This window comes from Paenarthrobacter sp. RAF54_2, from assembly GCF_052113945.1.
In the GTDB taxonomy this organism is placed as follows: domain Bacteria; phylum Actinomycetota; class Actinomycetes; order Actinomycetales; family Micrococcaceae; genus Arthrobacter.
Genome location: NZ_JBFRDV010000005.1, coordinates 194,748 through 216,727, shown reverse-complemented (window position 1 = coordinate 216,727; position 21,980 = coordinate 194,748). Strand labels below are relative to the sequence as shown.

Genomic DNA, 21,980 nt, shown 5'->3' with positions numbered 1-21,980 from the left:
AGGTGCGGCGCCTAATGGGCGCCGCACCCTCCGGAAAGAAGCTCCCAAATGAGCACCACCATGCACAAGAAAACGACGGCGGCACCCCGGTACCGTGCGCCAGCCCCCTTGGGCGGGCGACGCAACCCGGCTATCGGGCAGCGCCGCAAGAACTTCCAGGCCCTGGCCTTCCTGATCCCAGCACTCTTGGTCCTTGGCGCGTTCACCGCGTGGCCCATGGTCTCGGCCCTGCGGCTGTCCTTTACGGACGCCAGCGGCTTCGGCAAGGAAAAGTGGGTGGGCTTCGAGAACTACGCCCGCATCTTCACCGATCCGGTCATCCTCAATGCAGTACTCAACACTGCCCTGTACGCACTGTTGTTTACGCCAATGGCGGTGGCTCTTGCGCTCGTCCTGGCGCTGCTGCTGAACGATCCCCGGCTGCCATTTCGCGGATTCTTCCGAACAGCCTTGTTCCTGCCGTTCATTATCAGCCTCGCTGTTGCCGCGATCGCTTGGTCCTACCTGATCGACCCCCAGGTTGGTTTGTTGAACTACTGGCTGGGGAACGCCGGGATCCGCATCGGAAACGTCCTGCAGGATCCCGTCCTGGCCATGCCCGCGGTTGCCTTCGTTGCCGTGTGGAAAAGCTTCGGCTTCTACATGGTCATCTTTCTCGCCGGGCTGCAGGAAATCCCAGGATCTCTCTACGAGGCCGCCAAGGTTGATGGCGCCGGGCCCTTCATGCGGTTCCGCCATGTCACCATGCCGATGTTGTCCAACACCACGGCTTTCGTCCTCATCTTCGCCCTGATCGCCGCCCTCCAGGCTTTCGACCAGATCTATGTAATGACTGGCGGAGGACCTTACGGCCACACCGAAACCGTGGTCATGCAGATCTACAAGTCCGGGTTCCAGAAACTCGACGTCGGTTTCGCCTCCGCACTCTCCTATGTCCTGCTGGCCGCCACGCTGCTGCTCAGCGTTGTCCAGTTTGTTTTCTTCGGAAAACGAGAACGGGAAGGTGACTGATGTCCACCACGTTAGAACGGCAGCCCACCCCTGCCCGGGCAGGTTCCACATCCCGCAACGCCACGAGATCAAGGCTGAACCGCGCTTTAGTGGTGGTTCTCCTGGGCCTTGCGACGGCCGTGATTCTCTTGCCCATCGCCATCATTATCTTCACGGCCTTCAAACCGGTGGCCGAGGTTAACGCTTTTCCGCCGACCCTCACCCCGGGCACGTGGACCTTGGACAATTTCACCAGGATCTTCCAGGACCTCCCCTTCATCCGGCTGATCGCCAACAGCTTCGTCTTTGCTGGTGGAGTAACACTCTTTGCCCTCCTGTTCGACTCGTTGGCTGCCTATGCACTGGCCAGAATCGATTTCACCGGCAAGAAGTTCCTGCTGATTGCGATCATTGCCAGCCTCATGATTCCCTTCCAAGCCACCCTTGTTCCGGTCTACCAACTGGCAAGCGACCTGGGCTGGGTCAACACCTTCTCTGCGCTGATCATCCCCCGCGCCGCAGACGCTTTCGGAATCTTCTTCCTGCGGCAGTTCTTCCTGTCCCTCCCCAGGGACCTGGACAACGCAGCCCGGATCGACGGCGCCTCAGAGTGGCGCGTTTATTGGAACGTTGTCCTTCCGAATGCCATGCCCGCGATCCTGACGCTGGGAGTGTTCGTCTTCGTGAACAACTGGAACGACCTGCTCTGGCCACTGATCTTCACCACCGACAAGGACATGGGCACTCTGACCTCAGGGCTGACCCTCTTGACGGGACCGGGCGGAATCGTCCCCTACGGCGTGATGATGGCAGGCGCTCTCGTAGCCATCCTGCCCCTCGCCGCCATCTTTATGTTTGTCCAACGCCGCTTCATTGAGAGCGTCGCCACCACAGGATTGAAGTGAGGAAAAATTTGAACTGGCATGAAGACGGGCGCCTGCATTTCGGCCTCGGGATTGAAGACACCTTCATTCCCCAGGAACGCGCCGGAGAGCGGTCCCTGGACGAATACGAACTCACCCAGCACTATCGCTTCTGGCACCAGGATCTGGGGCTTGCCAAGGAGGCGGGCGCAGAGTTCCTGCGGTGGGGCATCCCCTGGTACAAGATCAATCCCGAGCGTGATGTCTGGAAATGGGACTGGCTGGACCAAGTGATGGAACGGTTCCAGGAACTTGGGCTGAAGCCCTTGGTGGACTTGATGCACTACGGAACCCCCACGTGGCTGGACAACCAGTTCCTGAACTCCAGCTATCCGGAACGCGTGGCTGATTACTCCGCCCGGGTCGCGGCACGCTACGCCGATACGGTGGTGGACTACACACCGGTTAACGAGCCCATGATCCACACCCTGTTTGCCGGAAAGTTCGGGCACTGGCCACCCTACCTGGCGGGCGACGACGGCCTCGTCGCCTTGGTTCGCAACCTCTCCAAGGGATTTGTCCTCGCCCAGCAAAACATGGCCGAGGTGCTTGGCGAGCGGGCCATCTTCACTCACGTCGATGCTGGTTTCCGGTTCGTCAGTGACTCGAACAACGGCGAACACGATGATGAACTCCGTCACCTCAAGGAGCGCTCCTATCTGGTGGAGGACCTGGTGACGGGCAAAGTGGATGCCAATCACGAGCTCACGCCCTGGCTCTCCCGGCACGGAATGACCGACCATGATCTGGCATGGCACCAAGAGAACATCGTGCTCCCGGATGTGATGGGCGTTAACTACTACCCCCTGCACTCCACCGAGCTCCTGGAATCCGCCCGTCCCGTCCGTGGTGACATCAACGATCCCCGCGCCGTCCGCAATGACTGGACCGAGGGATTGGCCGACGTTCTGACCACCTACGGCAAGCGTTATGGTGCTCCGGTTGCGCTCACCGAAACCTGCCTCACAGGCTCCTATGAGAGGCGGATCGAGTGGCTTGATGCCTCCGTACGATGCGTCCAGGAACTCCGGGCGGCAGGGCAGGACATCGTGGGATACACCTGGTGGCCAGTTACGGATATGTACGAGTGGACCTACCGCTACGGCACCGAACCGCTTGAACATTACCGGCTTACCATGGGCCTTTGGGACCTTGTCCCGGACGAAATCGGCACCCTTCACCGGGTGAAGAATCCCGTCGCTGATAGGTTCCAGCATTACGCCGACGCAGCTGTGACCCAGCCGGCCGCTGGTATCACCAAAGAACCCGCATTCGCCTCCGAAAAAGGAAGAAGCCCGTGGCCACAGCACGCCTGACCCTCGACCCACGACGCACCATCGGCACAGTGAACCGCAGGATGTTCGGTTCATTCGTTGAACACCTCGGCCGCTGCGTCTATGACGGTATTTACGAACCCGGCCACCCCCTCGCTGACTCCGCCGGATTCCGGAACGACGTCAAGGAACTCGTCAAAGAACTGGGAGTATCCGCAATCCGGTATCCCGGCGGGAACTTCGTCTCCGGATTCAAATGGGAAGACAGCGTTGGCCCGGTGGAACAGCGGCCCAAACGGCTTGACCTCGCATGGCACTCCACCGAAACCAACCAGGTGGGACTCCATGAATTCGCAGGATGGCTCGAGGAAATCGGCAGCGAGCTCATGCTCGCCGTCAATCTCGGAACACGCGGCACGGAAGAGGCCTTGGATCTGCTGGAATACTGCAACCTCCCGTTCGGAACCGCCCTGGCCGAGAAACGGGCAGCCAATGGCCACGACAAAGCGTTCAACATCAAAATGTGGTGTTTGGGCAACGAAATGGACGGTCCATGGCAGATTGGGCATCGCAGCGCTCACGACTACGGCAAGATTGCCTCCCAGACGGCAAAGGCCATGCGCCAACTGGATCCTTCCATCGAACTTGTCGCCTGCGGTTCCTCAAGTGCGGACATGCCCACTTTCGGCGAATGGGAACGAGTGGTGCTGGGGCATACCTACGACGACGTCGATTTCATCTCCTGCCACGCCTACTACGAGATCAAGGACGGCGACCTGGGAAGCTTCCTGGCCTCGGCGGCAAACATGGACCGGTTCATCGACTCCGTCACGGCCACCGCAGACCACATCAAGGCTGTGAAGGGAAGCAACAAAACCCTGAACATCTCCTTCGATGAATGGAACGTCTGGTACAACGAACGTTTCGAGACAGTCGATAAGATCACGGGCATAGACAACTGGCCCATCGCGCCCCGGCTTCTCGAGGACAGCTATACGGTTGCGGACGCCGTTGTGGTGGGAAACCTCCTCATTTCACTGCTCAACCATGCGGACAGGGTCACCTCCGCTTCCCTTGCCCAACTGGTCAACGTCATTGCCCCCATCATGACCGAACCCGGTGGACTTGCCTGGAGGCAGACCACCTTCTTCCCCTTCGCCCTGACGTCCCACAACGCAAACGGCACTGCTCTGGACACCGGACTCGAAAGCGAAAAATACGACACCGCCGCCCACGGCACCGTCAGGATCGTCGACGCCGCCGCCACCCACAATCCCGACGACGGATCGGCGTCGGTCTTCCTCGTCAACCGCAGCTCAGACCAGGTATCTACCGTCACTATCGACACCAGCCATCTCCGGGACGTGCAAATACTTAGCGCCCTGACGCTGACCGATACCGACGTCTTCGCCGCCAACACCCTGGCCGATCCACACCGCGTTCAGCTCCGTGACCTCGAGGGAACGGAGCAGCACCCCGGCACCATCACCCTTACGCTGCCACCTGTCTCCTGGACAGCGCTGTTCCTGGCCAGCACCCCCGAAAAGGCCTGATACACAGCCAACAAGAAATGGGAGAACAAATGCACGAACAATCTGTGCCTTCAGCCATGCCCAAATTCAGGGGCAGCCCTCCACGCACGAGACCGATCCTCACCGCCGTCGTGCTTGTCATGCTGGCAGTACTGGCGGGCCAGTTCACTGCGATATCGCCCGCCGCGGCAGTGACCACCGGGAACGGTTCGCTGGTGTACTCACCGCCGGCGGGATCCTCGTTCAATCCGGAAGGCGGGCGCGCTGCAGGCACCACCTACGCCAAAGTCATCACCCTCAAGAACAACGGGACGTCGAACGGCACACTGCTGGCCACCTTCGACAAATTGGTGCTGACAAACGGCGTCCAGAGCTATCCGATCCACCGCAGCACCGATAACGGCGCAACGTGGACCAAGGTCTCCGAAGTGAATCCCAGCATTGACTTCCCCGCCCTGACGCGGACGGCCCAGCCTTTCCTCTTCGAACTCCCCCAGCAGGTTGGCAACCTGCCCGCTGGTACGGTTCTGCTCACGGGCATGGTTATGCCCGAAGACCGCTCCAGCAGCAGACTCGTTGTGTACAAGAGCCTCGACAAGGGCGTTACCTGGTCATACCAGAGCACCATCGACTCCGGTGGGCCGGCAGTCTACGATCCCAGCCCCACCTCCACCACGAGCACTGTTTGGGAACCCTCCCTGGCAATCGACGGCAACGGCGGACTCGTGGCCTATTTCTCCGACGAGCGGCAAAAGGCAAACGGCGTGCTCCAAGCCGTGTCTTACCGACGCTCAACTGATGGCGGCCTCACCTGGGGTGCACTCGGCAATGTTTCTGCGCCGACAAACAACAGTGACCGCCCGGGCATGATCACAGTGACCAAGATGCAGGATGGCCGCTATCTGGCCACTTTCGAAGTGGTCAACCGTCCCAGCCAGTCGCAGAACACAGCACCGGTCTACTTCAAGATCTCGCCCGATGGCCTGAACTGGTCGCCCGAAGCGAGCATCGGCACGAAAGTAGCTCTCAAAGACGGCCGAGGCATTGGATCCTCCCCCTTCGTCAGGTGGGTTCCCACGGGCGGACCTAAAGGCATGGTCGTCATCGCCTCGAAATGGTCACTTGACGCGGCCGGCAACATCGACGGCGGCCAGAACTTCTACGTCAACTACAACCTTGGCGACGGTCCCTGGGAAAGGCTCCCCTACGCCGTCACATATGACGCCTCCGACACTCAAGGCGGATCCTTTACCGGCTTCGCACAAGGCTTCGACACCAGCGTTGACGGCAGGACTCTCTACCAGGCCACCAACGTTGAAAATGCTGCTACTACCTACAACGACGTTCGAGTCGGCTCAATCCCCTTGGACGCCCAACAGTACGAAGCCGAACGCGCAGTCCGGCAGGATGCAGCCCTGGTGAACGATCCGGATGCCTCCAATGGCTCAAAAGTAGGCAACATCAACAATGCCGGCAGCTCGGTCACCTTCACCGTGAGGGTGCCAACTGCAGGAACCTACACACTGAATATGCGGTACGCCAACGGAACCGGAGCTAACAGCTCGCATTCCGTCAAAGTCAACGGGGGCACATCGACTACGTTGAATTACCCGGCGACCGTCGACTGGGGACGCTACGGTTGGGTGCAGATGACGGCTACCCTGGCGGCCGGAGCCAACACGGTGTCCTTTACCAAGGGAACCTCCTTCGCCGAACTTGATGTCCTCCAGGTCTTCAACCCTTCCAGCAGCCTGGATCCGCAATTCCGGGTTACCAACCGCAACAGCGGCAAATCTCTGGAAATACTCAGCGCCCTAACCACCGATGGCGCGGGAGCCGGACAATGGGGAGATACTGGCAATGCCACACAGCTGTGGAGCATCAAACAAGCCAGCGGTGGAATCCAGCTCACCAACGTCAACAGTGGCAAGCTCCTCGAAATTGGTTCGGCAGCTACTGCCGATGGAGTCCAGGCGAGCCAGTGGGGACCCACGGGTAGCCCTACACAAGTCTGGTCACCGAGCGTCAGCGGCGGCTGGTGGAAACTCGCCAATGCCAACAGCGGGAAATTGCTGGAAATAGCTGGTGCTTCCACAGCTGATGGCGCCCATGCCCAGCAATACACGGCCAACGGCTTTACCTGCCAGGAATGGAAGCTGAACCGAGAAGGAATTCAGTAACTCAATGAAGGACCCTCTGCCAGCAAAACCGGCAGAGGGTCCTTCATTGCGTGCCGCCGACGCTACCTCAGGGTTGGATGTGACGCTTCAATGCATCCAAAGTCGTCTCTGGCGAGGTGTTGAAGCAGAACGTGATCCCCGGCGATTCGGCGTTGCATGCGTTGAGAACCCGTTCGAAGAGTTCCGTGTACTCCGGGACCATCCTGATGCCACCACCAATCATCACCAGGCCGAATTGATCACGGGCGAACGCTTCACGAACGTCTGATTCGGCCTCGTCAGGCGAGGTGCCGATCAGGCAGGACACTGCATCAAAACCGGCAGCGATGGTCGCCCCGAAGCCAGCCTCGATCCGCTCGGTCATGGTTGCCTCATCGAGTCCCGGCGGCAGTTTGCTGTAGTCAAGCGCCCGGGCATGGATACCGATCATCAGAATTCGAGTCATGGTGCTTACTGTGCCACGCAGTGAAAAATTTGTCTGCTGACTATGACAGGTTTGGATGGCCCCGGTGGGACGGTTATATCTGGCCCCACTTTATGACTCGCCGGGCACCTTGTGACGGTTATTTGTGGCCCCACCTTCAACGTTGGATTCATCAGTGGATGGATGCGGCGAAAGGTTGGTCTGGATGGAGTCGAGAGTGGAGTTGTTCGCGCGGATCCGAAGGGACGCCCGAGTTGAGGGCTTGTCGGTTCGTGCGTTGGCGGTCCTGTACGGGGTTCACAGGCGAACGGTGAGGCAGGCACTGGATTCAGCTGCGCCTCCGGAGCGCAAACCAAGGCAAAGGGTGGCTTGGCGGCTGGAGCCGTTCAAGGGTGCGATCTACGCGATGCTGATCGAGGATACAACCGCGCCGCGGAAGCAGCGTCATACCGCAGGATCCTGGCCCGGCTCATCGAAGAGCACGGTGCGCAGGAGCTCTCGTATTCCACGGTGCGTGATTACGTCAGGGTCCGCCGGGCCCAGATTGACCTAGAGGCAGGACGCCACGTTGAGGTGTTCGTTCCGCAGGAACACGCGCCGGGCGCCGAAGCCGAGGTGGACTTCCGCGAGATCTACGTCGTGCTGAACGGGCTGCCGTGGTGTTCGGGCAAGGCCGGCAGCGCCATGAGAAAGACCGCTGGGTGTTATTCCGTTCGCACTACGGCTTCGATCCCTTTTGATCCGGGACTGGTGCTGAACCCCAGGGTTGATAGGTCCTCGATGGTCACGGTCCGAATGGTGAAGTACTCCGTCCCAGCCCGGCTCATCGGCCGAAGGGTGGTCTCACTGCGGGCCTCCGAGCTCGCGGTCTTCGACGGCCGCACCATGGCCGCCAGACACCAGCGGGTCCCCGCCCGGTCCGGTCCTGGCCCAGGGCATCGCGCGTAAGAGTTCGGAACAGGTGAACATCCCCGATGCAGGAACCCAAGGTCCCCGCGGAGGTGAATCCGACCTCATGCCACGGGCGCCGGCAGGCACTGGGGTAACTCCCCTCGAAACTTTCCCCAAAAATGTCCGATACGGCATCCGCGTGGGGTAATTTGATCGCTATGTTGACCGGATTCAAGAATTTCATCATGAAGGGCAACGTCGTAGACCTTGCCGTCGCCGTCGTGATTGGTGCCGCCTTCGGTGCCGTAGTCACGGCCCTAGTCCAAAGCGTTCTCATGCCGTTCATCGCGGCCTTGGTCGGATCTCCGAACTTCGATAGCTTCGCCGTCGTGACCCTCAACGGAAACGACATCAAATTCGGTGTCCTGCTCACGGCAATTGTTAACTTCGTGCTCGTGGCGGCAGCCATTTACTTCGTCATCGTCGTGCCCATGAACCACATGGTCGAGCGCCGCAACCGGCGCCTCGGCATCAACCCGGACGTCAAGGAAGAAGCTGCCGAAGACCCCCAGATTGCCCTGCTCACGGAAATCAGGGATTCCCTACAGCAAGGCCGCATGCCCTAATCAAGTCGGCGGACCCAAAGCCCACCAAAAATCAGCTGTCAGGCTGAACCGCGGCCCAATTGCTTCGGCACGCTTACGTTTCCACAGACCGACGCTGCGATAGCGTGTCTCTCAGCGGCGCAGGGATAAATCCCGGCGTTCGTGCAGCCGCAGGCTGGCTGTGCTTGTTTTCCGTCATCGATGAAAGGACATGAAAGTGGCTGTTTCGATTGAATTGGGCAAGGCATTGGACAAGGCCTACGAGAACTCGACTCTGGACGAAGTCCTGTCGGCCCCGCCCTCGGCTCTTGCCGGCCTGACCGAAAAGCACGACGAACTGCTTGCCGGTATGGGAATCAAAACCATCCGCGATCTGGGAAGCAACAAATACTTCGCTACGGCCGGTGTTCTGGTCGCACTCTCCGGCAAGGTCGGGTAGTCGGTCTGGACTGTTAGCGCGTCTCACTGAAAAGGTCCGGCCCGGCGCACGCCAAGTCGGACCTTTTCCATTCCAGAATGGATTTCTCCCCACTCAAGAGATCTGACATGCTACCAACGACGGCGCCCCGACTCCATACCCCCGGGCGGCATCTGCCGTTCCCTAGCGGGATACAGGAACCCTTTACCCAACCGGTGCGAAAAGCCCCGAGGTGCCGTGTTGCCGCAGGATCAACAGCCGCGCCCATCCTCATCTGAACCCATAGAACGCCGGCCTCCGACGACCCAGACGCCCCCCGCGCACGAGACCTACGCACCGTACCGCGAGCCCAAGACCCACAACAAGGCTCCGTGAACCTGGGGCCACTTTCAACCGCCCCTTTGGGGCCAAAAATACTTGACACAATCAGTCTGCCTAGTGCATAAAGCCGCGCCCTACGTTCCGCAGAATGTCCGGTAGGGGCCGAAGCTCTCTGGCGCAGGCCCGACAAACTTTTCCAAGCCCGAGCGCTCACTGAATGGCGAAGTTACCGCCGCGAGCAACTGTTCGGTGGGGACCATGTTCCCCTCTGTTGCCGCGGAAAGCGCCTCTTCCACCAAGTGGTTTCGGGGAATGTAGACCGGGTTGACCCGGTCCATGGCATCAGCATCCGGCGTCACAGCCCGCCAGCGTTCCAGCCAGGCATCGAACGCTGCCAAGTCGAGGATCTGGCCGCGCGGGGGTTCAACCTCCCCGCGGGCTGCCTTACCGAGGCTGCGGAAAAACGAGGTGTAGTCCGCACGTGACTCCTGAACCAGCTCAAGCAGATCATCCACCAAAGGTGAGGCAACGCCGTCGTCAATTCCCTCAGGTAGCCCAAGCTTGGCCTTCATGCCGTTGAACCAGGCAGCGCTGTACTGCTGACGGAACCCGTTGAGTGCCTCAACAGCAAGGGCCACCGCCTGCTCCTCATCCTCCTGGATAAGAGAGGCGAGTGACTCGGCGAACCGCGCAAGATCCCACTCCGCAACCAGCGGCTGGTTGCGATAGGCATAGCGTCCGGTTTCGTCGATGGAGCTGTAGACCGCTCCCGGATCGAAGCCGTCCATGAAGGCGCACGGACCGTAATCGATGGTTTCGCCAGACACGGTCATGTTGTCGGTGTTCATGACACCATGCACGAATCCGACGAGCATCCAGTGGGCCACCAGTTTTGCTTGGACCGCAATGACGCCCTTTAGGAGACCGAGGTAGCGGTTGACTTCCCCAGCAGCGGACGGGTGGTGGCGTTCGATCGCGTGATCAGCAAGGCGGCGCAACAGATCCATGTCGTTGGTGGCTCTGGCGTATTGGAAACTGCCTACCCGCAGGTGACTGCTGGCAACCCGGGTCAGAACGGCGCCCGGCAGGAGAGTCTCGCGCTGAACCGGACGGCCCGTCGCGACGACTGCCAGAGACCTCGTGGTGGGAATGTTCAGAGCATGCATAGCCTCGCTCACGATGTATTCGCGAAGCATGGGCCCAACCACCGCCTGGCCGTCGCCGTTCCGGGCAAAGGGAGTCCGCCCCGAGCCCTTGAGGTGGACGTCGCGGAGCTTCCCGTCAGCGCCGGCGATCTCACCCAACAGGAGGGCGCGCCCATCCCCCAAACGCGGTGAGTACCAGCCAAACTGGTGACCGGAGTATGCCATCGCCACCGGGGTTGCGTCTTCCGGGAGGGAATTACCGATCAGCAGCCGCACGCCCTCCGGGCTGCGAAGAAAACCAGGATCAAAACCAAGCTCGACGGCGAGCGCCTCGTTGAGCACCAGAAGCTGGGGATCAGGGGCTTCCTCCGCCCGCCAAGGAATAGCCATCTCAGGAAAGTCCCGGGCGAAATGGCCCTCAAAGGCGATGGTGGAATGCGCAATCTCGCTCATCATTCAAGGATAGCGATGGTGGAAGGGCCGCCGCAGGGGATGCCTAGATCATTCCACCGCGCGCGCCGACGATGAGTTCCAAGGATCGGAGCACAGCGAACGGGACAACGCCGCTGGTGCGCGGGTTTTGCGGCGATACTTTGTTGCAGATTTCAAAACGGTAATTCCCGCTGTTTCCGGAAGCCTCGATCAAATGCGTCGTAAGCTCGGCCGCCGGGTCGGCTCGTACAGACACAGCCACAGTGTCCCAGTCCTCTACTGCAAGGGCGACGGCGGCTGCCACGTTGAGCGACTTCGGGAACAATTGTGTGGCTCGGGCGGCGGACCCTGCAAAGATCTCGATGGGGCCGGCAGTATTCCGAATGCGATCAGCCTCAACCTCGTCCATCCAGGGCTGAATCAGGGAACCCGGGAGCTTGGTTGTGGTTATCCTGACGGCGTCATAGCCCGTTGCGCGGGCGCCCGAAGCCAACAGGTCCAGGCCACCAATGGAGCCCGGGGTCAAGAAAAGCCTGCCCGGGCCCGCGGCGGACAAGCGTTGTGAGAGGTGTGGGTCCGCAAGCGCCCCGAGCGATGTAGCGAGCAGGTCTACACCCGCAGAAAGCACTGCCTCGCCATGCTCAATCAAGACCTCCTGCCCAGCACATTCAACCAGCAGGTCACAGCACTCCAACGCTTGGTCCATCTCAAGCTGGGGTGCTGGCGCGTTGTCTATGGCGCTGCGGCAAATGATTCCCTCAAGGATGGCCCCCTTGACTTTTCCAGCGGCAATGTCAGCAGCAACACGAGCCCCAATGGCTCCATGTCCGATGATTCCGATCCTGCGGGCTCCTGGCTTCATTCGATTCCTTGCTTAATGGAGTGGATGGACGAACCCGCGCCGTGATCGTCTAGACGTTCAGGGTAAGTTCGTCCGCGGAGGAAGCCTTCGGGTCATAGGCGACGATGGAGGCTTCAGTTTTTTTCAGTAGCAGCGCCAGTTGTTCGATCTCCTTGGCGGTCAGGCCGGCGAGCATATTGCGCTGAGTTTCCAGATGTTTTGAAATGACCTCGTCAATGAGCTTCTTGCCGTGGTCCGTCATCTGGGCGTACACAACACGACGATCCTCCTTCGACCGAACCCGCTCAATGAGGTTTTGTTCCTCCATGCGGTCCAGCCGGAAGGTGATGCCGCCCGTGGTCAGCATGGACGAACTCGCCAATTCACCAGCCGTCTTCCGGTGCGGAGGGCCGGATCGACGCAAGTTCGCCAAAACATCAAAGGATGCCAACGTGAGCCCGTACTTCTCATAGTTCGCATCCTGCACAGCACGCTGCCGTGCCACCAGGCTCTGCAAGCGGCCAAAGACGCCGATGGTCTTGGGATCAAGGTCCGGGCGTTCGCGATGCCAGTCTTCAATAATGGCGTCCACGGCGTCCGTTTCTGTGTTCCGCGATTCGGTGGTCATTCGCACTCTCTCCTTCATTCGGTCTAAGCATCTTAACACTGAGCTTCCCAACGAAGGCAGCAATCGTGAGCACTTTCCACCAGCATCTTGCAGCGTCTCCCATTATATCTTAGTCTTGAGATAGTTAGAGTCGAGGGAGATCGAATCCATGATGACTCTTGCGAAATTTGGCAATTACCAATCCGAGAGAGGTCCATCATGCGCGACGTTATCGAAAGCAAGTTACCGGAACTTGAGGAGCTGATTGATTCGGCCATCGCCTCCCGTGAGAGCCGGGTTGTTGACTTCAATACCCTGAAATTCCAGACCAAAATGGGTGAAAAATTCCGACGCGGACAGGTCCGCTACATCGGTTCCGGAGCTACCGGAGACCACTCGGACGATGGCAACATCCTCCAGGCGGAACACTTCACCTTCTCCAACATGGTGCTGCCCGCCGGATGCGTAGGTCCTGAGCACACGCACCCGGACGTCGAAGAGGTGTTCTTTGTCCTCGAAGGAGAGGTGGAGTTCAGTGTGCACGACGTCGAAGACGGCAACAAGAAAGCGAGCCGCGTGCTGGGCTACCGCGATCTGATCCGGGTCCCGGCCGGCGTTCCCCGGAGCTTGCGCACTGTCAGCGAAGAAGACGCAATTATCTGCGTGATCATCGGCGCCAAGAAACCGGAGATCCCGTTCTATCCGCCGACGTCGGAGATGTATGGCGTGACCCGCTAGATCTTCAACAACCCGGGTACCGGCCGCTGTGGCCGGTACCCGGGTTTTTATTGTGCCGAATTGTTTGGGACACAACGGAAAAAGCCTGCAGCTCGAAGAGTTTCGAGCTGCAGGCTCTTCAACAGGCTAAGCGATTCCTTCTGAGAGAATTGCGGCCTGCTTCTGCGCATCGGCATCATGCACCCGGCGGATTCTGGCTACTCCAAGATCGTGCTGATACAAGTGCTCGTCCTTATCTGCATCGGCAGCCAGGGCCTCCAACAGTTCGCGGTCCTGTTCCAGGACCACCCAGTGTTTTTCCTCAAGAGTTGTCTTGTACATGAATCGCCAGACGTCCCGCTCCCAGTCGGAAACGGTCCGGGTACGCCAGTGGAAAACGGCGGAGGTATGGGCATCGATGGGAGTGGACATTCCTACGATGCCGAAGGAACCGCCGGGACCTGCTGAATCGGCGTACGGGATCTCCAGATCCACGTAGTCCATGGATTCACGGCAGTACTCCACCCAGTCAAAGTTCTTGCCGCGCTGATCCGTTTTCTCAAAGAAGAATCCGCGGTCGGTCTCACGGATGCGGAAGCGGGCACTCGTATCACCGCCAAACATCGAATGCGAGTCACGGTGGAGGAACGCACCGTGCATCGGATCCAGCACGTTGTCCATGTAGAAGCGCCACGGACTGTTCCATTCCGCGTAGTTGGAAAACCAGGAAACCTCGGGATTGTCCAGGCGGTCGGGCAGTTTGAACTCCGTCACCTCCGAGTCCTCCGTCAAAGGCATGAAGGCAAAGATCATGTCAGCGCCTTCCTGAACAGCCAGCGACGCCGTCACGGTCTTGCCCTCAAGCGCGCAGCCCGGCATGCCTGGAACCGAAATCACGGTGCCGTCACCGTTGACCTGAACGCCGTGGTACTTGCACGCCACCCGGTCCCCGAGGTGTTGGCCCACGGACAAAGGGGCGCTGCGGTGCGGGCAGCGATCCTCCAACATCCGGATTTGCCCCCTGGCATCACGGAACAGGAGCCAATCCACGCCCAGCCGCCGGACTTTGACCATGTCTCCGGGACCCACGAATCGCGACGGGTAGATGGGATACCATCGGTCCCTCAGTCCCGTCGCGGCCAGTTCCGCGGCGTCGAGTTGGCGGCGCGTGCCGACGACAGTTTTGACCTTGGCCCTGCCGGCCCTGGCTCCGGCTGGAGCGCTTGCAGTTGCAGTTGTCATGTCCTACTCTCCCAGTCGTCGCATTTCGGAACGGAATCGGGTTTCATCCCAGGGTTCACCGTCCGGGGCGTTCAGGCCCAAATTGTTCAGGCCCGAGACGATTGCCGGCAGTTCGTGGCTACCACTGGCAAAAATCTCGGACAGGGCTCCGGCGAGCTTGAGCTCATAAGGATTAGGCGGACCCACCCGGGACTGGTTGGCGTCAAGATATTGTTCAGGCACTGTGTTCCTCCTGTGTTTCGGTGACAGTGTGCAGACCTTCAGCGATATTCATGAATGACCTGCTCCACTCGTTAAATGAGTGAGATCGGCTCTGATGTGCTGGAACGGCAGTGTTGTCGATGATGACAAAAACCCCGTTACTGATGCCGCCGGCGATGCTTTGCGGTATGGAGATATCGGAATGGGTGTCAGGCGCAGCGGCGATGACCAACGACGGCGCCCGCACCCGCCGGAGCGTGGCCACAAATCCCTCAAGAGACATGTCCACCAGCGGGTCACCGAGGATGAGGCTCTTGACCTGCTGCGGGTGCAGCGCAGCAAGCATGATGGCCCCGTATGCAGCTGTTCCGCTGGCCAGAATGTGGGCAGGACCCGACGCTGACTCGTGAAGCGCGGACGAGGCTGCTTGAACCCATTCGTCCGTCTGTCCGGGCGGACCGGTGACGTCCAAAGTAAGGCCGATTCGGGGTTCCCAGGCACGGGCTCCCAAAGCGTCGAGCTGATGGGCAAACCATTCGTCTGCTCCCCCGCCACCGTGCAAGCACACGACGTCATGCTGTGGCATGACATCGCGGAGTGGCATGATGTCGCCGGGCGCATGGCCAAGGCGCGGATCTACTTCCGTACTTGAATTCATGTGCTCTCCTGCTCCTCTACTGGTGTGGGGTTGGAATATGCACCGGCGGAACGAACGCACCCGGTACGGGATCCAAAGCGGTAACGTCGATCTCGATCACCGCGGGCCCCCGAACCGCGAGCGCTTCCACCAAAGCCCCATCAAAGGAGCCGGGGCCGCGCACCCGCCAGAACGGCAATTTCAGCGACTGGGCCAGCAGACCAAAGTCCGGTGTGTGCAGGTTGACTCCTGCCTCGGCGAAGCCGTTGGCTTTCTGCATGTTGCGCAGGACCCCATAGCCGCCGTCGTTGAAGACCAGCACTACGCACCAGACCCCTGAGCCGGCAAGGGAAGCAAGTTCACCAAGATGAACGGCCAGGCCGCCGTCGCCTGCAATCACTACCGTGGGAATGTCCGGGCGTGCGCACGCTGCTCCAATGCCCATGGCCAAGCCCTGGCCGATGCCGCCTCCCAGCGGAAAGATATTGGTTTCGCGGGAGTACATTTCCAGCAGGCGGTTACCCCACTGGCTGGAGGGGATGGTCACATCACGTGCAATAACGGATTCCCGATCCAGGCGGTCCCTGAGGCTGTGGCAGATTTCCGCATAGCCACCGATGTACTCAGTCAGCGCGGCCCGTACCTCGACGCGTACGTTGTGCACCTGTTGCGACCAGCCGGGGTCCACGGAAGGGCTCCGCAACTGGCTGACGATCGCCTCCAAAATCGCGCGGGAGTCGCCCACCAGCCCCACAGTTGCCGCATACACCCGGCCCACGGCTTCAGGGTTGAGATCCAACTGGATGTGGGTGGCGGGCAACTTGAGTGAATAATGCTGCGTCTCGTTGGAACGGAAGTGCGTGCCAACACTTAACAACACATCAGACTGTTCGATCAGCCGGACGGCGGCGGGAGTGGTAGCAAAGTTGCCGATGACAAGATGGTCATCTTCCGGAACCGCTCCCCGGCCCGAGTTGCTGGTCAACAGTCCCGCGCCGAGATGGTGCAGCAGAGCCAAAAGTTCCTTTTCCGCGCCGGCCGCTCCTCCGCCGGCCCAGATGAGCGGTCGCTTGGCACCTGCCAGGAGCCGAACGGCTTCGGCGACAGCATCGGCGTCGTACTCGGGTAAAGGCTTCACCTGGGCATCGATCGGACGCTGGTCATCCGGGTGGGCCAAATACTGCAAATCTGTAGGCCACTCGATGCTGGCTGGTGTGTGAGGCGAGGAGAGCAGGTGTGCGATTGCCTCCTCCAGGTCCGCCTCCGCATCCTTGCCATTGAAAATGGTGCGGGCATAGCCGGAGACCGCGTGGAGCATCTGCAATTGGCGTGGGACCTCATGGATCACGCCACGGTTGCTGCCCATGAATTCGCTGTCGATCTGGCCGGTAATGTGCAGCACGCGGCTTCCCGCGGTGAGTGCCTCCACCATGGAACCCGCGGCGTTGCCGGCTCCTGTGCCGGTGCTGGTCAGGGCAATCCCGATTTTGCCGGAGGCCCGGGCATAGGCGTCAGCCGCGTTGACTGCCGCGGCCTCATGGCGGACGGCAACAAAGTTCAGCTCCCTGTCCACTGCCTCGACGAGAGGAAGATTGTGGATGCTGATGACCCCGAAAGCCGTATCGATGCCGTGGCGACGCATTACACGGACCAGGACGTCACCGCCGGTTGGCCCCCGTGGGACCGTTGCTTCTTGTGTCACTGACATATCTGGATCTCTTTCGTAATGAAGTTCCGCCGGCTAGACATAGCGCCCAACGCCACCGCCGACGTCGATTGTTGCTCCTGTGGTGTATCCGCTGAGGGGCGAGAGCAGGGAGACAATATGGAACGCCACCTCCTCAGCCGTGCCGAAACGGCCCAGTTTGATGCCGCGGTTGGCGGCGATTTCGGCACTCCAAGCCTCATAGTCGAGTTCAGAGCCGGCTTCCTCGAAGCGTCGCCGCCACTGGCCGGTGTCCACCAGGCCGAGCAGGACCGAATTCACCCGCGTTCCCTCTGTTGCCAAATCTTCGGCAAGGGAATGCGTGAGGTTCAGCAGCGCGGCGCGGGCAGCCGAGGTGGCAGCCAGGCGAAACTCAGGTTGTCGGGCGAGGATTGCGTTGACGTTGACCACTGAGCCATGGGCCGATGCAGTCAGGGCTGACCTGGCGGAACGAACCATGTTCAGGACGCCGAAGATCTTCAGGCTGAACTCATCACGCAGCTGCTGGTCCGTGGTGTCCTGGAGTGTGGCCATCAAGGACCGGCCAGYGTTACAGACCAGACCATCGACGGCGCCAAACCGGTCCAAAGCGCCCGCGATAAACCTGTTCGTGGCATCTTGGTCCGTGACGTCGCACGAAGCAAGGTAAATCGAGTCCTTGTCCGCCCAGGAAAACTCCTCGAATGCTGCCTCCAAGCGGCCGGTGTCGCGCGCACAGGCAGCAACCTGCGCACCTTCGCTCAGCAAATAGCGGGCGGTGGCAAGCCCGACGCCGGAACTCGCCCCGGTGACAACCACCGTGCGGTCCTTCAATTGCAGGTCCATATGTGGGACTCCTTATTAGTGGTTTTCCCCTGCGGGCGGTTCAGTAATCCATGGCTTCGGTGGCCTGTGACTCCAATGGCCTGTGACTTCACTGGCCCATGACGAAGCCGCCGTCCACCACGATCGTCTGGCCAGTGATGAAGCCTGCAGCATCGGACAGCAGGAACTGGACGACGCCGGATACGTCCTTGGGTTGTTGGTCCCTGGGCAGCACGCGGTTCTCTTCGTAGAGACGGTAACGGGAGGCCGGCACTGACTCGGTGGCTTCCACCCGGGTCAGCCCTGGGGCGACGGCGTTGACGCGGACTCCGGCTGGTCCCGCGTCACGGGCCATTGTCCGGGTCATGGCAAGGACAGCCCCCTTTGATCCGACATAGTGGACCAGCCGTGGAGAGCCGTAGAGCGCTGCGTCTGATGCGATGTTGACAATGGAGCCAGCCTTGCTTTGGGCCAGCTGGGCGTAAAGGTGTTTGCTGACCAGCCAGGTCCCGTAGGCATTGATAGTCATCACCCTTTGGAAGAACTCTTCTTCCAGTTCCCAAAAGGCGTCGCCGCCTACGCCGTCGGCCAATGCCGCATTGTTGACTAGTGCATCAGCGCCGCCCAGCTGCTGGACCGCAGCGGCCAGGTCCACCACGGAAGTCTTGTCAGCGATGTCGGTGATGATCGCCGTCGCGTCAAGGCCACGTCCGCGGAGTGTTGCGGCGGCATGCTCAGCGAGGTCTGCATTCTTCTCGGCAATGACTATTCGGTCTCCGCTGCTTGCCAATCGTTCGGCGATGTCGAAGCCAAGTCCCCGCCCGGATCCAGTAACCACTACGAGGCGCGTCATTGAATGCCCTCCCAGAAAGCGAGGATGGCAGCGGACATCTGCATCGGCTTTTCCTGCACTGCGGCGTGCCCTGCGCCGGCAATGATGCCCAGCGTGGCACCGGGAATGTTCTCTGCAAGCACCCTGGATTCCGCGACGCCAGTGATCACGTCGTCCTGGCCCACCAAGACCAGCGCCGGGATCCGCAGCCGAGGCAGCAGGTCCGTGGTGTCGCACTGCGCCATCATGGTGGCGGCCGACGAAAAGCCGGACAAGCGGACGGCGGCCATGTCCGCGCGAACAGCTTCGGCCACCCAGGCCGGGGCGGACGGGGAGACAAGTCTTGCCGACCGTCGGGCCGCGAGAATCTCGGGACCGACGGCGGCCAGTTCCGGAACGCGGGCCAGCATGCGTTGCGCCGCGGTCTTGGTAATTCCCGAACCCCGAGTGCTGTCCGCCAGCACTATGGACCGCACTGCCTCCGGTGCTTGAGCGGCAATCCGGGTGGCAATGACGCCTCCCCATGACGTGCCGATCAGGTGGGCGGGGCCCACATTCAGTGTGGCCAGGATCTCCAGCACCAAAGCAGGATGATCCAAGCCTTCCGGTGGTGCTGCCGATTCGCCGTAGCCGGGAGCATCCCAGCAAAACGTCTGGTATCCGTGGGCGCTCAGCAACTGAGCCAGGGCACCACAGGATGATGCGGCTCCCCCGATGCCGTGCATGAGGAACACCGGGATACCTTCCCCGCGAATAACAAGGGAGACCCCGTGGAGAAATTTCCGGCGTTCGGTAAAGGTGTCAGTCGACGCGGTTTCGATCGACGCAGTGTCAGTCGACGCGGTTTCGGTGGCCGGCAAGGAGCTGCTACGCATGGGCTTTTTCTGTGGCAGGAGCTTCCGGCATGGAGAAGTAATCCTCACGTCCAGGGACAACCAGGGACCTGTACCCGCCATCCGGAACGCCGGCCATGGCGCTTCGGACCGCGGAAGTGGGCGGACCCGCGGTTCCCCATTGGTCGGAGAGTTCCGGAGTCCGCTCCCACGTGCGGCACAGCCAACTGTCCTCATCCACTTGGGCTACTTCGGAGGTGTATTCGCAAACCAAGCCTGAAGGGTCTGTGAAATACGAGAACGTATTGTCGCCGGGTCCGTGCCGGCCCGGCCCCCACTGAGGAGCGATGTTGTGCCGCTTCAGGTTGCCGATGCCACGCATGAAGTGATCAATGCTCTGCATCTCGTAAGCCACGTGATTGACCGAGGTCCAGGGAGCCTGGTTGAACGCGATGGCATGGTGTTCGCTGTTGCACCGCAGGAAGGCCATCTGGTGCTCGGACCAATCTGAAATCCGCATCCCCAGCACCTGCGTATAGAAGGCCGTGGCGCGGTCAATATCCACAGTGTTGAGCACCACGTGGGCGATCTTGCGTGGAAGGGCCCGTCGGCCGGCCGGCTCTTGACTGACAACTGCGTGGACGTTGGCGGAAAGTTCCACCAACCTGCCTTCGGGATCCACCAGTTGAAGACCGTAGCCGCCGGCAGCATCGTCCAAAGGACCCGGCTCACGGAAAAGCGGAATCCCCAAGGCGGTGAGCTTGGTAGCTGCACGGTCAACGTCCTGCGGCGTGGCCAGGGCAAAGGAGACGCCGCCCAGGGCATTCTGCTCGCCCCTTTCCAGCCTCAGGATGTGATGTTCGGACCCGGTTCCGCGGAGCCAAAATTTGTCAGTGTCCTCCTCCACGGTGGAAAGGCCCCAGACTTCATGGTAGAAATCCTTGRCTGGCCGGGTATCGGGCACTTTCAGGGACACAGAACGCAGCGACCGCAGATTGCAGACAGGCTCTGCTGAGAAATAGTTCATGGGAATCAACCTTCAGTCGAGTGATGTTCGTACTAGAGATCCAAAATCAGTTCCCGGGACCGGCAACGTGAGACGCAGACAAACATTGATTTGTTCTCTGCCCGTTCAGCCGGGGAGAGCAGGAAATCGCGGTGCTCAACGTCCCCCGCTATGACCCCGGTCTCACAGGTTCCGCAGATGCCCTCTGCACATGAGCTGGGAACGTTGATGCCGGCGTCGTTCAGGGCATCCAGAACTGAAACATCGGCCCCAACGGCGATCCGCTGGCCAGTGCTCTGGCAGATGACGTCGAAACGTGTCTCGTCGAGTTCCTGTCCGGGCACGATGTCCGGTGCTTTGAACCGCTCAATCCTCAATCGCGATTCATCTGCCATGGCGCCAGCTACAGCCTGCATCAGAGATTCAGGGCCGCAGGCATACACCAAGGCGTCAGGCGGGAGCGAGCCCACTGCCTCGGAGAGATCCGCGAATTTACCGTCGGCTTCGTCGGCAGCGTGGATACTTATCCGGTGCCCGGGCAGCTCTGAAACTTCGGACAGGAAGGCCATGGTTGAACGTGACCGCCCGGTATATAGCAGTGACCAGTCAGCTCCGGCGGATTCCAGCCGCCGCACCATGGAAATAATCGGGGTGATGCCAATACCGCCGGCTACCAGTGCATAGCGCTCGGCATGATCAAGCTGGAAGTTGTTGCGCGGACCCTGAACCTTAATGAGTGTCCCCACCGGGAGCTCATCATGTATCAGCCTGCTGCCGCCGCGGGAATCAGGGGTTCGCAGCACCGCCACGGTCCAGCTTGTTAAGTCTTCCGGGTCCGAACACAAGGAGTATTCGCGAGTGAGCCCATTGGGCAGGTGCAGGCTCAGGTGGGCACCTGGAAGCCACTGCGGGAGCGCCGCCCCGGCAGGATCAACAAACATCATCCGGATGACGCCGTCGGCTTCCCAGGTTTTCTGGTGCACCCTGAGAGTCAGGATTTTCGGTTCGGGGACATCAGGGATCACCGCTGCACGGTTCTGAATTTCCACGCTCATTGGTCCTCACTTCCTCCGGTGTGCGATTGCTTCGATTTCCACCGTGGCTCCATAGGGCAAGGCGGCCACCTCCACAAACGAACGCGCCGGGCGCGGAGATTCGAACAGCAGTTCGTAATGGCTGTTGGCTTCATCCCGCAGCGTCACGTCGGTGACGAAGTAGGTGGTTTTTACGACGTCCTCCAAGGACATCCCGATTGCTCCCAGTCGCTCTGAGAGCCTCGCCGCTGCGGCCACTAACGCTTCGGAACGACCGGGTACGGCAATACCGCTTTCATCCACCGACAATGCACCGGAGACAAAGCCGAATCCCCCGGCTACAAAGGCGGGGCTGTAGGGGTGAGCATTCATTGACGTACCTTTCG

At 60.5% G+C, this 21,980-nt stretch carries 22 protein-coding genes and 1 pseudogene; 9 read left to right on the top strand and 14 right to left on the bottom strand.

All coding sequences use genetic code 11. The annotated features are described in order from the left end of the window. Positions 1 to 48: 48 nt before the first annotated feature. Genes AB4Y87_RS06425 through AB4Y87_RS06405 form a run of 5 tightly spaced genes read left to right on the top strand, consistent with a single transcriptional unit; the run spans position 49 to position 6,899 of the window. Positions 49 to 1,011 (top strand): carbohydrate ABC transporter permease, encoded by a 963-nt coding sequence (locus tag AB4Y87_RS06425; protein ID WP_442003582.1) that lies wholly within the window; start codon positions 49 to 51, stop codon positions 1,009 to 1,011. After that, the gene (locus tag AB4Y87_RS06420) at positions 1,011 to 1,895 is read left to right on the top strand and encodes a carbohydrate ABC transporter permease (RefSeq protein ID WP_442003581.1); all 885 of its coding nucleotides are present in this window, start codon (positions 1,011 to 1,013) and stop codon (positions 1,893 to 1,895) included. Before AB4Y87_RS06425 ends, AB4Y87_RS06420 begins: the two co-directional genes overlap by 1 nt. Next, positions 1,892 to 3,229 (top strand): family 1 glycosylhydrolase, encoded by a 1,338-nt coding sequence (locus AB4Y87_RS06415; protein ID WP_442003580.1) that lies wholly within the window; start codon positions 1,892 to 1,894, stop codon positions 3,227 to 3,229. Before AB4Y87_RS06420 ends, AB4Y87_RS06415 begins: the two co-directional genes overlap by 4 nt. After that, positions 3,211 to 4,740: an arabinosylfuranosidase ArfA gene (gene arfA / locus AB4Y87_RS06410; protein WP_442003579.1), complete on the top strand. Its 1,530-nt coding sequence runs from the start codon at positions 3,211 to 3,213 to the stop codon at positions 4,738 to 4,740. Before AB4Y87_RS06415 ends, arfA begins: the two co-directional genes overlap by 19 nt. A 29-nt stretch (positions 4,741 to 4,769) precedes the next feature. Further along, complete coding sequence (locus tag AB4Y87_RS06405) at positions 4,770 to 6,899, top strand: RICIN domain-containing protein (RefSeq protein ID WP_442003578.1); 2,130 nt, start codon at positions 4,770 to 4,772, stop codon at positions 6,897 to 6,899. 67 nt (positions 6,900 to 6,966) lie between these two features. Here AB4Y87_RS06405 and AB4Y87_RS06400 read toward each other — a convergent pair whose 3' ends face one another. Then, complete coding sequence (locus AB4Y87_RS06400) at positions 6,967 to 7,344, bottom strand: hypothetical protein (RefSeq protein WP_442003577.1); 378 nt, start codon at positions 7,342 to 7,344, stop codon at positions 6,967 to 6,969. 184 nt (positions 7,345 to 7,528) lie between these two features. Between AB4Y87_RS06400 and AB4Y87_RS06395 the strand changes: the two are divergent. From AB4Y87_RS06395 to AB4Y87_RS06385, 3 genes and pseudogenes are all read left to right on the top strand, one after another. Continuing rightward, positions 7,529 to 8,247 (top strand): annotated as a pseudogene (locus tag AB4Y87_RS06395) (Mu transposase domain-containing protein); the annotation flags it as partial. Between the two features lie 185 nt (positions 8,248 to 8,432). Further along, positions 8,433 to 8,840, top strand: coding sequence for a large conductance mechanosensitive channel protein MscL (mscL, locus tag AB4Y87_RS06390; protein WP_442003576.1), 408 nt, complete (start codon positions 8,433 to 8,435; stop codon positions 8,838 to 8,840). A gap of 196 nt (positions 8,841 to 9,036) precedes the next feature. Further along, positions 9,037 to 9,258, top strand: a complete 222-nt coding sequence (locus AB4Y87_RS06385; protein WP_442003575.1) for a hypothetical protein — start codon at positions 9,037 to 9,039, stop codon at positions 9,256 to 9,258. Between the two features lie 434 nt (positions 9,259 to 9,692). Here the strand turns inward: AB4Y87_RS06385 and AB4Y87_RS06380 are convergent, their stop codons facing one another. Genes AB4Y87_RS06380 through AB4Y87_RS06370 form a run of 3 tightly spaced genes read right to left on the bottom strand, consistent with a single transcriptional unit; the run spans position 9,693 to position 12,604 of the window. Beyond that, positions 9,693 to 11,156 carry a protein adenylyltransferase SelO gene (locus AB4Y87_RS06380; protein ID WP_442003574.1) on the bottom strand — a complete coding sequence of 488 codons (1,464 nt, stop codon included), beginning with the start codon at positions 11,154 to 11,156 and terminating at the stop codon, positions 9,693 to 9,695. A gap of 43 nt (positions 11,157 to 11,199) precedes the next feature. After that, positions 11,200 to 11,997 (bottom strand): aspartate dehydrogenase domain-containing protein, encoded by a 798-nt coding sequence (locus AB4Y87_RS06375; protein WP_442003573.1) that lies wholly within the window; start codon positions 11,995 to 11,997, stop codon positions 11,200 to 11,202. Positions 11,998 to 12,046: 49 nt separating this feature from the next. Next, a complete protein-coding gene (locus AB4Y87_RS06370) occupies positions 12,047 to 12,604 on the bottom strand; it encodes a MarR family winged helix-turn-helix transcriptional regulator (RefSeq protein WP_442003572.1) in 558 nt (185 codons plus the stop codon). A 198-nt stretch (positions 12,605 to 12,802) separates the two neighbouring features. On the opposite strand from AB4Y87_RS06370, the gene AB4Y87_RS06365 reads away from it, so the two are divergent. Then, entirely contained in the window at positions 12,803 to 13,321 is a 519-nt protein-coding gene (locus AB4Y87_RS06365; RefSeq protein WP_442003571.1) for a cupin domain-containing protein, read from the top strand. Between the two features lie 126 nt (positions 13,322 to 13,447). On the opposite strand, the gene AB4Y87_RS06360 is transcribed toward AB4Y87_RS06365, so the two are convergent. The 10 genes from AB4Y87_RS06360 to AB4Y87_RS06315 form a co-directional block, all read right to left on the bottom strand. After that, complete coding sequence (locus AB4Y87_RS06360; protein WP_442003570.1) at positions 13,448 to 14,542, bottom strand: Rieske 2Fe-2S domain-containing protein; 1,095 nt, start codon at positions 14,540 to 14,542, stop codon at positions 13,448 to 13,450. A gap of 3 nt (positions 14,543 to 14,545) precedes the next feature. Next, positions 14,546 to 14,764, bottom strand: a complete 219-nt coding sequence (locus tag AB4Y87_RS06355) for a recombinase-like helix-turn-helix domain-containing protein (protein WP_442003569.1) — start codon at positions 14,762 to 14,764, stop codon at positions 14,546 to 14,548. Further along, complete coding sequence (locus AB4Y87_RS06350) at positions 14,757 to 15,401, bottom strand: alpha/beta fold hydrolase (protein WP_442003568.1); 645 nt, start codon at positions 15,399 to 15,401, stop codon at positions 14,757 to 14,759. Before AB4Y87_RS06350 ends, AB4Y87_RS06355 begins: the two co-directional genes overlap by 8 nt. 16 nt (positions 15,402 to 15,417) lie before the next feature. Further along, positions 15,418 to 17,088: a thiamine pyrophosphate-binding protein gene (locus tag AB4Y87_RS06345; RefSeq protein ID WP_442003567.1), complete on the bottom strand. Its 1,671-nt coding sequence runs from the start codon at positions 17,086 to 17,088 to the stop codon at positions 15,418 to 15,420. A gap of 33 nt (positions 17,089 to 17,121) precedes the next feature. Next, positions 17,122 to 17,910, bottom strand: a complete 789-nt coding sequence (locus AB4Y87_RS06340) for an SDR family oxidoreductase (protein ID WP_442003566.1) — start codon at positions 17,908 to 17,910, stop codon at positions 17,122 to 17,124. Between the two features lie 88 nt (positions 17,911 to 17,998). After that, complete coding sequence (locus tag AB4Y87_RS06335) at positions 17,999 to 18,742, bottom strand: SDR family oxidoreductase (protein ID WP_442003565.1); 744 nt, start codon at positions 18,740 to 18,742, stop codon at positions 17,999 to 18,001. Further along, positions 18,739 to 19,596 carry an alpha/beta fold hydrolase gene (locus tag AB4Y87_RS06330; protein WP_442003564.1) on the bottom strand — a complete coding sequence of 286 codons (858 nt, stop codon included), beginning with the start codon at positions 19,594 to 19,596 and terminating at the stop codon, positions 18,739 to 18,741. The genes AB4Y87_RS06335 and AB4Y87_RS06330 overlap by 4 nt, the downstream gene beginning before the upstream one ends. Continuing rightward, positions 19,589 to 20,581 carry a VOC family protein gene (locus AB4Y87_RS06325; RefSeq protein WP_442003563.1) on the bottom strand — a complete coding sequence of 331 codons (993 nt, stop codon included), beginning with the start codon at positions 20,579 to 20,581 and terminating at the stop codon, positions 19,589 to 19,591. The genes AB4Y87_RS06330 and AB4Y87_RS06325 overlap by 8 nt, the downstream gene beginning before the upstream one ends. Positions 20,582 to 20,613: 32 nt before the next feature. Continuing rightward, complete coding sequence (locus AB4Y87_RS06320) at positions 20,614 to 21,615, bottom strand: PDR/VanB family oxidoreductase (protein WP_442003562.1); 1,002 nt, start codon at positions 21,613 to 21,615, stop codon at positions 20,614 to 20,616. 6 nt (positions 21,616 to 21,621) lie between these two features. Next, on the bottom strand, positions 21,622 to 21,966 hold the full coding sequence (locus AB4Y87_RS06315) for a RidA family protein (protein ID WP_442003561.1): 345 nt from the start codon (positions 21,964 to 21,966) through the stop codon (positions 21,622 to 21,624). Positions 21,967 to 21,980: the final 14 nt, after the last annotated feature.

Coding starts and splice junctions, on each gene's coding strand:
- AB4Y87_RS06345 (WP_442003567.1), bottom strand. CDS start 17,088: ATGTCAGTGACACAAGAAGCAACGGTCCCACGGGGGCCAACCGGCGGT.
- AB4Y87_RS06335 (WP_442003565.1), bottom strand. CDS start 18,742: ATGACGCGCCTCGTAGTGGTTACTGGATCCGGGCGGGGACTTGGCTTC.
- AB4Y87_RS06350 (WP_442003568.1), bottom strand. CDS start 15,401: ATGAATTCAAGTACGGAAGTAGATCCGCGCCTTGGCCATGCGCCCGGC.
- AB4Y87_RS06380 (WP_442003574.1), bottom strand. CDS start 11,156: ATGAGCGAGATTGCGCATTCCACCATCGCCTTTGAGGGCCATTTCGCC.
- AB4Y87_RS06320 (WP_442003562.1), bottom strand. CDS start 21,615: ATGAGCGTGGAAATTCAGAACCGTGCAGCGGTGATCCCTGATGTCCCC.
- AB4Y87_RS06420 (WP_442003581.1), top strand. CDS start 1,011: ATGTCCACCACGTTAGAACGGCAGCCCACCCCTGCCCGGGCAGGTTCC.
- AB4Y87_RS06360 (WP_442003570.1), bottom strand. CDS start 14,542: ATGACAACTGCAACTGCAAGCGCTCCAGCCGGAGCCAGGGCCGGCAGG.
- AB4Y87_RS06425 (WP_442003582.1), top strand. CDS start 49: ATGAGCACCACCATGCACAAGAAAACGACGGCGGCACCCCGGTACCGT.
- AB4Y87_RS06400 (WP_442003577.1), bottom strand. CDS start 7,344: ATGACTCGAATTCTGATGATCGGTATCCATGCCCGGGCGCTTGACTAC.
- AB4Y87_RS06330 (WP_442003564.1), bottom strand. CDS start 19,596: ATGCGTAGCAGCTCCTTGCCGGCCACCGAAACCGCGTCGACTGACACT.
- mscL (WP_442003576.1), top strand. CDS start 8,433: ATGTTGACCGGATTCAAGAATTTCATCATGAAGGGCAACGTCGTAGAC.
- AB4Y87_RS06370 (WP_442003572.1), bottom strand. CDS start 12,604: ATGACCACCGAATCGCGGAACACAGAAACGGACGCCGTGGACGCCATT.
- AB4Y87_RS06405 (WP_442003578.1), top strand. CDS start 4,770: ATGCACGAACAATCTGTGCCTTCAGCCATGCCCAAATTCAGGGGCAGC.
- AB4Y87_RS06365 (WP_442003571.1), top strand. CDS start 12,803: ATGCGCGACGTTATCGAAAGCAAGTTACCGGAACTTGAGGAGCTGATT.
- AB4Y87_RS06375 (WP_442003573.1), bottom strand. CDS start 11,997: ATGAAGCCAGGAGCCCGCAGGATCGGAATCATCGGACATGGAGCCATT.
- AB4Y87_RS06315 (WP_442003561.1), bottom strand. CDS start 21,966: ATGAATGCTCACCCCTACAGCCCCGCCTTTGTAGCCGGGGGATTCGGC.